General features: G+C 27.5%; 10 protein-coding genes. All 10 read left to right on the top strand.

What is annotated here, in order from left to right:
* Positions 1 to 23: 23 nt before the first annotated feature.
* The 10 genes from I4V51_RS05890 (at position 24) to I4V51_RS05845 (ending at position 12,189) form a co-directional block, all read left to right on the top strand.
* Entirely contained in the window at positions 24 to 1,730 is a 1,707-nt protein-coding gene (locus I4V51_RS05890) for an ABC transporter ATP-binding protein (protein ID WP_195987390.1), read from the top strand.
* Positions 1,727 to 2,554: an energy-coupling factor transporter transmembrane component T gene (locus I4V51_RS05885; RefSeq protein WP_195987389.1), complete on the top strand. Its 828-nt coding sequence runs from the start codon at positions 1,727 to 1,729 to the stop codon at positions 2,552 to 2,554. The genes I4V51_RS05890 and I4V51_RS05885 overlap by 4 nt, the downstream gene beginning before the upstream one ends.
* A gap of 198 nt (positions 2,555 to 2,752) precedes the next feature.
* On the top strand, positions 2,753 to 3,739 hold the full coding sequence (locus I4V51_RS05880) for a polysaccharide deacetylase family protein (RefSeq protein WP_195987388.1): 987 nt from the start codon (positions 2,753 to 2,755) through the stop codon (positions 3,737 to 3,739).
* Between the two features lie 112 nt (positions 3,740 to 3,851).
* Positions 3,852 to 4,553: a response regulator transcription factor gene (locus tag I4V51_RS05875; protein ID WP_195987387.1), complete on the top strand. Its 702-nt coding sequence runs from the start codon at positions 3,852 to 3,854 to the stop codon at positions 4,551 to 4,553.
* The gene (locus tag I4V51_RS05870; protein ID WP_195987386.1) at positions 4,534 to 5,937 is read left to right on the top strand and encodes a HAMP domain-containing sensor histidine kinase; all 1,404 of its coding nucleotides are present in this window, start codon (positions 4,534 to 4,536) and stop codon (positions 5,935 to 5,937) included. The genes I4V51_RS05875 and I4V51_RS05870 overlap by 20 nt, the downstream gene beginning before the upstream one ends.
* Position 5,938: 1 nt before the next feature.
* Entirely contained in the window at positions 5,939 to 7,399 is a 1,461-nt protein-coding gene (locus I4V51_RS05865; RefSeq protein WP_195987385.1) for a hypothetical protein, read from the top strand.
* Between the two features lie 210 nt (positions 7,400 to 7,609).
* A complete protein-coding gene (locus tag I4V51_RS05860) occupies positions 7,610 to 7,765 on the top strand; it encodes a zinc-ribbon domain-containing protein (protein WP_195987384.1) in 156 nt (51 codons plus the stop codon).
* Between the two features lie 164 nt (positions 7,766 to 7,929).
* Positions 7,930 to 9,087, top strand: coding sequence for an LCP family protein (locus I4V51_RS05855; RefSeq protein ID WP_195987383.1), 1,158 nt, complete (start codon positions 7,930 to 7,932; stop codon positions 9,085 to 9,087).
* Between the two features lie 194 nt (positions 9,088 to 9,281).
* Positions 9,282 to 11,267 (top strand): type I pullulanase, encoded by a 1,986-nt coding sequence (pulA, locus tag I4V51_RS05850; protein ID WP_195987382.1) that lies wholly within the window; start codon positions 9,282 to 9,284, stop codon positions 11,265 to 11,267.
* A gap of 109 nt (positions 11,268 to 11,376) precedes the next feature.
* Positions 11,377 to 12,189 carry a nucleotidyltransferase domain-containing protein gene (locus I4V51_RS05845; RefSeq protein WP_195987381.1) on the top strand — a complete coding sequence of 271 codons (813 nt, stop codon included), beginning with the start codon at positions 11,377 to 11,379 and terminating at the stop codon, positions 12,187 to 12,189.
* The last annotated feature ends 30 nt before the right edge of the window (positions 12,190 to 12,219 follow it).

Genomic DNA, 12,219 nt, shown 5'->3' with positions numbered 1-12,219 from the left:
TATAAAAACGAGGGAGATTTGCTATGAAAAAACCTGTAATTGAGTTCGAAAATTTTACATTTCAATACAGAGCTCAAGCAAAGCCAACATTAAAAAATATAAATTTAACTATATATGAAGGAGAGAAGGTACTTATTGTTGGACCATCTGGTTCCGGGAAAAGTACATTTTCTAATTGTATAAATGGTCTTGTTCCTTTTTTACATGAGGGAACAATAACAGGAAGCTTGAAGATTAAGGGAAAAGAAAGTAAGAATTCGAGTATTTTTGAATTATCTAATACAGTAGGTACTGTACTACAAGATCCAGATGGACAGTTTATAGGTCTTACAGTGGGTGAAGATATTGCTTTTAAGTTAGAAAATGATTGTGTATCGCAAGAGGAAATGAAGAGTAAAGTAAGTCTTGTTTCAAAAATAGTAGATATAGAAAGTCATTTAGATTCAGCACCTTACAGTTTGTCAGGAGGACAAAAACAACGTGTAACATTGGCGGGAGTTATGGTTTCAGACGTAGATATATTATTATTTGATGAACCACTTGCAAGCCTAGATCCAGCTACAGGAAAAAATGCCATAGAGTTAATAGATCAAATACAAAAAGAAAGTGATAAAACTATATTAATAATAGAACATAGATTAGAGGATGTATTACATTCATCTATAGATAGAATAATTGTTATTGATTCAGGAGTTATTGCTGCAGATATAACTCCTGAAGAATTATTAAGTTCTAATCTACTTAATGATATAGGAATAAGAGAACCATTATATATTACAGCTTTAAAATATGCTGGATGTAGAATTACACCAGAAATTAAACCAGAAAATATAAATTCATTAAAAATAGATGAATCTATAGATAAAATAAAAAATTGGTACAATGAAACAAGAGAAGAATTAGAAGTTACTAATGAACAAGTATTGCTTGAAATGGAAGATGTAAAATTTGGTTATGAAAAAGGTAAAGAAATTTTACATGGAGTTTCTCTTAAAATTAATAAGGGCGAAATGGTTAGTATAGTGGGAAAAAATGGAGCAGGAAAATCTACTATATCTAAGTTAATATGTGGTTTTTATAAACCAACTGCAGGAAAAATATTATTTAATGGACGAGATTTAATAAATGATACTATTAAAGAGCGTGCTGAGAAAATTGGTATGGTAATGCAAAATCCAAATCAAATGATATCGAAGACTATGATTTTTGATGAAGTTGCTTTAGGATTGAAGGTTAGAGGAGTTCATGAAAGGGAAATAAAGGAAAGAGTAGTTGAAACACTAAAAATATGTGGTTTATATCCATTCCGTAATTGGCCAATTTCTGCATTAAGCTATGGACAAAAAAAACGTGTTACTATTGCATCAATACTAGTTTTAAATCCAGAAATAATTATTTTAGATGAGCCTACAGCAGGGCAAGATTTTAAACATTATACTGAAATTATGGAGTTTTTAAGAGAATTAAATAAAAAGGGAGTAACTATTTTAATGATTACTCATGATATGCATTTAATGCTTGAATATACTAACAGAGCAATTGTTTTGGCCAATGGCTTAAAGTTAGCTGATGATACAGCAGCTAATATTCTTACTGATAAAAATGTGATAAAAGCAGCTAATTTAAAAGAAACTTCTTTATATGAATTAGCAGTAAAAACAGGGTTGGAAAATCCAAGATTATTTATTAAAAAGTTTATTGATTATGATAGGAGGGTTAGGCAAAAATGAATACAATGTTAAGTTATTCAGAAATAGATTCGCCTATTCATAAGCTGACAGGTGCTGCAAAATTGATAGCATTAGTTTTATGGGCAATAGCTTCAATGATAACATATGATACGAGAGTTCTTGTAGGAATGTTTATTATAAGTATTATTGTATTTAAGCTTTCTAAAGTAGAATTTAAACAAATTGCATTTGTGGTATATTTTATATTAGTATTTTTATTAATAAATAATATAGCTATATTTATTTTTTCACCATATGAAGGTGTAGAGATATATGGAAGTAGAACAGAGTTGTTTAAAATAGCAGGTCCATATACAGTTACAGTTCAACAGTTATTTTATCAATTTAATATAACTCTTAAATATTTTTCCATAATACCAATGGCATTATTGTTTATGGTTGCTACAAACCCAAGTGAATTTGCAGCTTCATTAAATAAAATAGGAGTTAATTATAAAATAGCTTATTCAGTATCTATAGCTTTAAGATATATTCCAGATGTTCAAAGAGATTATCAAGATATATCATTTGCACAGCAAGCAAGAGGAATAGATACATCAAAAAAAGAAAGTTTTATTAAAAGAATAAAAAATTCAGCTGCTATTTTAATGCCACTTATTCTTTCAAGTCTAGATAGAATCGATACAATAAGTACGGCTATGGAGTTAAGAGCATTTGGAAATAAGAAGAAGCGTACATGGTATAGTGAAAAGCCATTTAAGAAAAATGACTATATTGCGATTGTTTTAGTTGTCTCTATATTAGCTATTGCTATAATTGCGAATATAGCTAATAAAGGACGTTTTTATAATCCATTTATTTAAATAAGAAAGTTAGTGCTATAAAATTTTATGGTGCTAACTTCTTTTTATATTTTAATTTAGAAATAAAATAAGGAAAAAAATTCACCAATAGCCATAAATTATAGTTGCATTGTAACTCTTTTGTAATTTAATTTAGCACTTATATAGGTATAATATAAAGTATAGAGATATGTAAGAAGTAGCTAGGGGGAATTTAAGATGAACAAATCAAAAAAGTCTATAAGAAAACAACGTAGCAAAAAAAGAAGTGTTATAATAAAAAATAGTATTGCAATAATAGTTTTAGTAGTTGTTTTGTTGGGAATAAAAACTTTATATAATGATAACGAAGATAGAGAAGTTATTGCTAATCAAACAGTAAGTATAAAGGAAGAGAATGAATCAGAGGAAAGTAGTAACACTAAGTCTGAGGGTGAAGAATCTAATATATCTAACAAGGAAAATGTTAATACTGCTACAAAGAAACAAGACTTAGTATATACTTCTTATGAAAATGATTTATATGCAGATAATGCTAAAGATATAGAATGTATGCTTAGTAAATGGAATTATTTAAGAGAAGATGGAAAGAAAATTGCATATCTTACTTTTGATGATGGGCCTTCTACTGAAGTAACACAACAAATTTTAGATACTCTTAAAGTTAATAATACAAAGGCTACTTTCTTTGTGTTAGGAAGTAATGTTGAGAAAAGTGATACGCAAAAAGAATTATTAAAAGAAATGGTTATGGAAGGACACGCCATTGGAAATCATGGGTATTGTCATGATTATAGTGTTTTATATCCAGGCAGGGTTGCAGATCCTACAGCATTTATAAATGATATGAAAAAATCAGAAGAAGTAATGAAATCAGTTTTAGGTGAGGAATTTAGTACAAATGTTATTAGATTACCTGGAGGACATATGTCATGGAATACTAAAGCATTAGATCCTATTCTAGAACAAAATGGTTATAGCTACATAGATTGGAATAGTTTAAATGGAGATGCAGAAAGTAACGATAGAACAGTTGAGCAATTAGTAAGTAGATTAAAGGGTTCAGTAAATGATTTAGCAGGAAACGATGATGTTTTAGTGGTGTTAATGCATGATACAAATGCAAAGGAAACAACAGCACAAGCATTACAACAAATTATAGATTATTTAAAGTCTTTAGGATATGAATTCAGAACGCTAAAATAAAAAGGAATCTTAAAATACTGGGTGAATTAATATATTTATCCAGTATTTTATTTGTATATATTAGAAAATATAAATAGAGAAAGTAAGGCTATAAAACTGAAAGGAAATTTGTATGAAAAAAATATTGATAGTTGAGGATGAGGAAAGTATAAGAGGGTTTTTAAAAATAAATTTAAAGAGAAATGGCTTTGAAGTTTTAGAAACTGATAATGGAGAAGAAGGGTTAGAGATAGTAGAGAGAGAAGGGCCAGCTATGGTGATATTAGATGTTATGTTGCCAGGAATGGATGGCTTTGAGGTGTGTAAAAGAGTAAGGGAAAAACAAGATGATATAGGAATTATAATGCTGACAGCAAAGGGACAAGAGATGGATAAAATAATAGGGCTTGAATATGGTGCAGATGATTATATGGTAAAACCATTTAATCCTATGGAATTATTGTTAAGAATAAAAGCTATATTAAGAAGAATTGGGAAGGATGATGAGAAAAAAGTTTTAAAAGAAGGGATATTCACTGTAGACATATATGGAAAGAAAATATTTAAGGGGGATGAAGAGATAGATTTAACTCCTAAAGAATATTCACTTATTAAGATATTTATAGAGAATCCTAATAGGGCTTTCTCACGAGATGAATTACTGGATTTAGCTTGGGGAAAAAATTATTTTGCAGATTCAAAGATTATAGATGTTAATATAAGAAGACTTAGAAGTAAAATAGAAGATTCATCATCCAAACAAGGATACATAGAGACAATATGGGGATTTGGTTATAGATGGAGAGGAGAAGAGTGTGAAGAGTATACGAAGTAAGTTATTAAAAAATTTCCTTATAGTAATAATATTAACAGTTTTAATATTAGATGTATTAACTTTGTTATGTTTAAAGGGATATTATTATAAAAATACTCAAAATACTTTGCTTAATCAATTAGAATCATCTATTAATTTTTATCAAAAGTATTTTTCAAATAATAAATTAATGGAGAATATATATGAAAATGTTGATGTTTTTTGGAATACTAATGATGAACAAATTGAAATATTAGATTCAGATGGAAATTTATTAATGGATTCATATGGGGTAAGAGATGCAGAACTTTTAAGCACACCGGATATTGCAAAGGCTAAAGCTGGTGAGGTAGGAGTTTGGACTGGAAAGGTAAATTGTTATAATGATAAGGTAATGATAGTATCTAAAGCTATTACCTCTAAAATAGACACTAATGAAAGAATTGGTATAGTTAGAATTATTTTTTCGTTAAAGGAAGTACATAAAATAATAGATTCGTTTAGTATATTATTTTTAGCTATTTCTGTAATTGTGGTAATGCTAGGGATAATAATGAGTTTAATAATAGCCAGAGATATAGTATATCCAATAAAAAAGATAACAGAGGTTGCTAAAGAAATGGCAAAGGGAAATTTAAATATTAGAAGTAATATTACTGATAATATTGAAATTGCACAATTATCAAAAACATTGAATTATATGGGATGTGAAGTTGAAAAAAGAGAAAAATTAAAAAATGAGTTTATATCATCAATTTCCCATGAACTAAGGACTCCATTAACATCAATTAAAGGGTGGGCTGTTACATTAAAATATGATTGTAGTGATATGGAAACAGTAGCTTTAGGTCTTGATATTATTGAAAAAGAAAGTGATAGGTTAACTGATATGGTTGAAGAGTTGCTTGATTTTTCAAAACTTATAAATGGTGTTATTTCATTAAATGTAAAAGAAAATGATGTTAAAAGTTTTATTGAATATATTGCAAATTATATGAGACCAAGAGCTGATAGAGAGAAAAAAAGGTTTATAATAAATATAGATAAAAATGTTGGTAAAGTTTATTTTGATGAAAATAGGATTAAGCAAGTTTTAAGTAATATTATAGATAATGCTTTTAAATTTACTGGTGAGCATGGAGAAATAATTTTAAGTGTTAAGAGAGAAAATGATAATTTAGTATTTATAGTAAAAGATAATGGTAGTGGAATAAGTATTAAAGATTTACCGAGGGTAAAGGATAAATTTTATAAGGGGAAAAATAGTAAATCTAGAAATGGAATAGGTTTATCTATATGTGATGAGATAGTAAACTTACATAATGGAAGTTTAGAAATCGAAAGTAAGGAAAATGAAGGGACAGAAATAGTTATTAAAATTCCCTTAAATCAGGGAGAAATATAGTATGAGTAGAAAATTTTTGTTAATATATTTTTTTATTATAATATTATTTTTTGGATGTAAGGCAAAGAGTATTAATGAAGAGAATAATGGGATTTTTAATTTTATTGGAACTTGGAGAATTGAATCAGTAGAAAAACTAGGTGATAAGGAAGATGATGAAGAGGACTTAGCATATTTAATTGGTGATGAAATACAGTTAGATAGTAATAAAGTTAATATTTTAGGGATTTATAAACAAAATATTCATTATAAATTAAAAGCTATTCAGGGAGATTACATCATTTCTTATGAAAATAGCTTAACAATGAATGAGTTTATGAACGGTAGAAAAATGGTAGATTTAATATCCATAATTGATAAGAATCAAATAATAGGAGAATTCTTTTTAAACTCTGATACTGAAATGATATTATTATATAAAAGTAATCTAATTAAATTAAAGCGTATAAATAAAAACACTAATTTTGATGATATCAAGAATGATGTTATCATAGGAAATGAAACTCAAGAGGAGGAATTTGATGCAAAAGAAGGAATTATGCTAGGCATTAAAACTCCAAGTAAAGAAATAGATGAAGGAATATATAGTGATGATAAATATAAAACCTTATGGATATCTCATGATAATTGGAAAATAGGAAATGTTTATGAAAAACCAAATGTTATTTTTCCAAGATTAAATGGAATATGGAAATTAGAAGTTAATCAAAAGAGTAGTAATGGTTTTGAACGTGATGAGTTTATGGTTGGAAAATATGATGAAAAATTAAAAGATAATGCAGTAGGAAAGTTAAATCTAGATAAAAGTGAGTATAAAACTATAAAATTTGTTGGAAATGATTATATTGCAATAGGGAAATATCAAGGAACTTCTTTTGAGGGGAATTATCCAATTTATCAAATAATACCTGTGAATAATATTAATATTGAAAATGGTTTACAGATAGATGAGATATTTACAGGAACTGAGAAGGAAAAATACTTAGAAGAATTTCAAAGAGAAATTAATAGTTTATCGAAGGAGCAATTAGAGGAATTAAATATTTCATCAATAAATTATAATAATTTAGCAATAGAACGAAGAATAGGGCGCTGGATGTTTGTAGCTAATTTGCTACCAAAAGATATGAATGAAGCAGGGGAAAGTTTTAAAATATCAATACTACCAGATAGTAGATTTATAAATTATAATTCTCTTTATATGTCTTGGAAAGCTCTAAAGCAACAGTTTGGATTTTTTAAGGACGTATTTATATCTCCATTGGGAAAAATCGCATTAGTCCAATTTGATGATTATATAGCAATTTATAAAATAGAGAATGGAAATTTGATAACTGAGCCATTAGAAATGATTCCTATAGGTGAAAATGATGAAATAATAATGTCGGAATGGGCTAGTGGAAGTTATGTGGAACAATGGGAAAAAGCATTTGTCGATGGGGAGTTAATAATAGAAAATTAATAATAGTAAATAGTGTTTTTTAAAAGGATAAAAAATTAATAAATTGTATAAAAGTGTTGTAATATAAAATTTATGTGATATAATTAAAAAAGAAGTCAAAAATATTTGACTAATACAAGCACAAGATTTAAAGTAGATTAATAAAATTTCTCCTATTCAAGAGATATGTTATTAACCATGATAAATCTTAAGAAAATGGAGGAATTTAAAATGGCAGATAAGACTATCGTATGCAGAGACTGCGGAAAAGAATTTTTATTCACTGAAGGAGAGCAAGCTTTCTACAAAGAAAAAGGATTCGATAACGAACCAGTAAGATGCGTTGAATGCAGAAGAGCAAGAAAAGCTCAAAACAACAGAAAGTAATTGAATTTTCAAGACTATAAGATTAATCTTATAGTCTTTTTTTTATAAAAAAAATTAATATAGTAAAAAATATATTTGTATAAAAAGAATGAAAGTATACCATGACTAATGAAAATTATGGTAAAATATAAAAGTCGTATAGTTTATTAATAGGGGGCAAAAAAATGAGCAGAAATACAGTAGATAAAAAGAAAAAATTCCCTAAAAAGAAAAGAGTGATTGTTTCAATTATAACTTTAGTAATGGTAGGTATAATTGGCGTAGTTATGGGATATTTTAGTTATGTAAAGAGTAAAATATATACAGAGCCTAATGAAGTGAAATTAAAAACTGTAGAGAAGAAAAATGAAGATGATGTAGATTATAAAGAAGTGGAAGGAATTACGAATGTATTATTAGTTGGGACTGATGGAAGAGATTTAGAGGAGCCTGCAAGAGCGGATTCTATTATAATTGCAACGTTAGATAGCAATAATAAGCAAATAAGATTAACCTCATTATTTAGAGATACACTTGTTGATATTGAAGGATATGGAGCTGAAAAGTTAAATGCAGCTATGTCTATTGGTGGGATAGAATTGTTAAAGGATACAATAAGAGAAACATATGACATAAATATAGATAAACATATAATAATAAATTTTTGGGGATTTGAAGCTATAATTGATCAAATTGGTGGTTTAGAAATAGATGTTAAAGATTATCAGTTAAAGGAATTAAATAAGTATATAGGTGAATCTACTGGAGGAAATGACTGTCCAGTTACAGAAACAGGATTACAATTATTAAATGGAAAACAAGCATTATCTTACGCGAGAATAAGAAAAGGTGTTGGAGATGATTTTGAAAGAACTGAAAGACAGAGAGAAGTGTTGTTTAAGGTTGCAGAGAAGTTAAGAGATACAAAACCAACAAAATACTTAGGAATTGTTAATAGTATGTTAGATTATATAAATACTAATATAGACATTATGGATGCTATAAATATGGCATATACAATTTATAAATTTCCTAGTTTAGATACAAAGCAAATTCATATTCCTATTACAGAATTATCTGATGATATGAATTATGGAGGCGGAATAGGTTCTGTGTTTATAATGGATAGAAGACAAAATACAGAAATTTTACATGATTTTATATTTAATGGCATAGAACCAGATGAAAGTAAATTTGATTATAAGTCATTAAGAGAAGCTCTTTATGAATATAAAACTGGAGAGTGGAAATCAGATTATAAAAATAGTTATGATAATAAAAGTAATAAAAAAAATATAAATAAAGAAGACGACGAAGAAGAAGTTACTGGTGAATGGGAATAATTAATCAGGAAAATTGTTTGTAGTTATTAAATTACAAACAATTTTCAGTAATTAAATTATTTGATATAAATAATATTAAAATGTATTTATTTGTAGATAAGGATTGAAAAATAGTATACAATTGATATATAAGTCGGAAACGTTTCCGAGAGTTATTAGAGAATGAATAAAGTTTATAGATGGGAGAGAGTAAAATGAGTATTAAAATAGAATTTAATAATGATTTTGATAAAATATATGGTTATAACGGAGAACTAGGAGCAATTTATAATAAAGATAGATGCAAATTTATATTATGGGCACCTACAGCAATTAGTGTTGAAATAGCATTGTATGGTGAGGATGGATATAAATATAATTGTGATGCTAAAGAAGTTTATCCTATGAGTAAGGGGAGTAATGGAACTTGGGTAATTGAGATAAATGGCGATTTAAGTGGTAAATATTATAATTATTTAGTTAATGTAGATGGGAAAATTAACGAAGTAGTTGACCCTTATGCTAAGGCGGTAGGTGTTAATGGAAATAGAGGAATGGTAATAGATTTAGATAGTACAAATCCCGAAGGATGGCAAGATGATAAAAAGCCAGAGTTAAAGGATCCTACTGACTCAATAATATATGAAGCTCATATAAGAGATTTATCTATTGATGATTCTTCTGGAATAGATAATAAATATAAGGGGAAATTTAAAGCATTAACTATTAAGGATTCATGCATTCCGGGAACAAAAATTAAAACTGTTATAAATCACATAAAGGATATGGGATTTACTCATATTCATTTATTACCAGCATTTGATTATGGATCTATAGATGAAACTAAGTTAGATAAGCCACAGTTTAATTGGGGATATGATCCTAAAAATTATAATGTACCGGAGGGGTCTTATTCAACGAATCCTTATTTAGGGAATATTAGAATAAAAGAGTTTAAGGAAATGGTTAAATCACTACATGAGGTAGGAATAAGAGTTGTAATGGATGTTGTTTATAATCATACTTATAACCTAGAATCTTGTTTAAATAAGGCTGTACCAGGATATTACTATAGACAAGACGCAGAAGGAAGTTATAGTGATGCTTCAGCTTGTGGTAATGAAACAGCATCAGATAGATATATGTTTAGAAGATATATGGTAGATTCAGTTGTATATTGGGCTAGAGAATATCATATTGATGGATTTAGATTTGATTTAATGGGAATACATGATATAGAAACTATGAAATTAATAAGAGAAGAATTAAATAAAATAGATCCAAGTATAATTGTATATGGCGAAGGTTGGATGGGAGGTCCAAGCCCTTTGAAAGATAATGAAGCAGCATTGAAGAAAAATACTTATAAGTTTGATGAATTACAAATAGCGGCATTTAGTGATGATTGTAGAGATGGAGTAAAAGGACATGTTTTCTATGAGGAAGAAGCTGGATTTGTAAATGGTAAAGAGGGACTTGAAGAGACAATTAAGTTTGCTGTAGTAGCATCAACACCTCATAAAGAAGTTGATAAAACTAATATAATATATTCAGAGGATTTTTGGGCTAATGAACCATATCAAACAGTAACTTATGCATCAGCACATGATAATTATACTTTGTGGGATAAACTTCAAATAGTATCACCACATTGTACAGAAGAACAATTGATAAAGATGAATAAGTTAATAGCGGGAATAGTACTGACTTCACAAGGGATAAGTTTTGTACATGCCGGTGAGGAGATGGCAAGAAGTAAAGTTGATGAAAGTGGAAAGTTAGTTGAAAATAGTTTTGCATCTTCTGATGAAGTAAATAAAATTTGTTGGAATAGAAAAATTAAGTATAAAGAGTTAGTTGAGTATTATAAAGGGTTGATTTCTTTAAGAAAAGAGTATAAAGCTTTTAGAATGAATAGCAATAAGGAAATACAAAGAAATATTCATTTCTTAGAAAAAGGTAATGAATTTGAGGCTGATAATTTAGTTGCGTATGTAATAGATTCTAAAAATATTGATAATAAATGTTCTAAAATAGCTGTTATAATAAATGCCAATGAAAAAGAAGAATCTATTAATCTTAATGAAAAAAAATGGGGAGTACTTGTTAATGAAAAAAAAGCAGGAACTGAAATTATTGAAAGTGTAGATAGTAATATAGTAATAGTTCCAGCAAAATCAATAAAAGTATTAATAAAATAATATACTAAATATATAGGCAATAGAATAAATTATATAGTATGTAGTTTTTATTAAAATTAATAAACTACATACTATATTGTATTTAAAATTGATAAAAGGGGTGAGACTTATGGGCATGAATATGATAGTTTATCAAATAGTCAATGAGTTTAAGCGATTAGATGAAGTAGTTGCTATAACTTTAGCAGGATCATGTGCAAGTGGAAGAAAGGATAATTATTCAGATATTGATATAGATATAATTACTAAAAAAGATATACCAATTGAGAAAAGAGAATTAATTGCGAAGAAGTTTTCGGACTTAATGGAAATAAATAATAATTTTTGGGGTACTTCAGATGAATTTGTATTGAGAAATTCATCAATACAAGTTGATATAGCTTATTTTGAATTTAATTGGTTAAAAAATCAATTAGAAAATGTTGTAGGTAGATGTAATCCATCTATAGGATATACAACTTGTTTTTGGAATAATGTAATTAATTCATTAATAGTTTTTGATAGATATAATGAATTTAAGGACCTCCAAGAGAAATATACAGTAGATTATCCAGAGAAGCTTAAACAAAATATAGTTAATAAAAATTATCCTATATTAAAAAAGAATTTCTCTTCATATTACAATCAAATAGAAAAAGCAATAAATAGAAAGGATTTAGTTAACTTGAATAATAGAATAGCTGCATTTTTTGATAGTTATTTTGATATTATTTTTGCTGTAAACGAAACTCCTCATCCTGGAGAAAAAAGACTTTTGAGTATAGTTAATGCTTCGTGTAAAAAGATACCTAATAACTTGCTGAGTAGTATTGATAGTTTGATTAATAATATTCCTGCATGTAATGAAAGCATATTAGAAGATATTAATAATCTTGTTAAAGAGTTAGATATAATTCTTAAAGAGGAAAATTTGATAAGTTAAAGTGGTAATGTTTACAGCTGTGTTTATGGT

Origin of the sequence: Clostridium sp. D53t1_180928_C8, from assembly GCF_015667795.1 — a bacterium.
Lineage (GTDB): Bacteria > Bacillota > Clostridia > Clostridiales > Clostridiaceae > Clostridium.
This window is presented reverse-complemented; position numbering and strand designations above follow the sequence as displayed.

Bases quoted from the DNA above. Each gene is read 5' to 3' on its own strand.
- I4V51_RS05890 (WP_195987390.1), top strand. From the start codon at position 24: ATGAAAAAACCTGTAATTGAGTTCGAAAATTTTACATTTCAATACAGA.
- I4V51_RS05885 (WP_195987389.1), top strand. From the start codon at position 1,727: ATGAATACAATGTTAAGTTATTCAGAAATAGATTCGCCTATTCATAAG.
- I4V51_RS05880 (WP_195987388.1), top strand. From the start codon at position 2,753: ATGAACAAATCAAAAAAGTCTATAAGAAAACAACGTAGCAAAAAAAGA.
- I4V51_RS05875 (WP_195987387.1), top strand. From the start codon at position 3,852: ATGAAAAAAATATTGATAGTTGAGGATGAGGAAAGTATAAGAGGGTTT.
- I4V51_RS05865 (WP_195987385.1), top strand. From the start codon at position 5,939: ATGAGTAGAAAATTTTTGTTAATATATTTTTTTATTATAATATTATTT.
- I4V51_RS05860 (WP_195987384.1), top strand. From the start codon at position 7,610: ATGGCAGATAAGACTATCGTATGCAGAGACTGCGGAAAAGAATTTTTA.
- I4V51_RS05855 (WP_195987383.1), top strand. From the start codon at position 7,930: ATGAGCAGAAATACAGTAGATAAAAAGAAAAAATTCCCTAAAAAGAAA.
- pulA (WP_195987382.1), top strand. From the start codon at position 9,282: ATGAGTATTAAAATAGAATTTAATAATGATTTTGATAAAATATATGGT.
- I4V51_RS05845 (WP_195987381.1), top strand. From the start codon at position 11,377: ATGGGCATGAATATGATAGTTTATCAAATAGTCAATGAGTTTAAGCGA.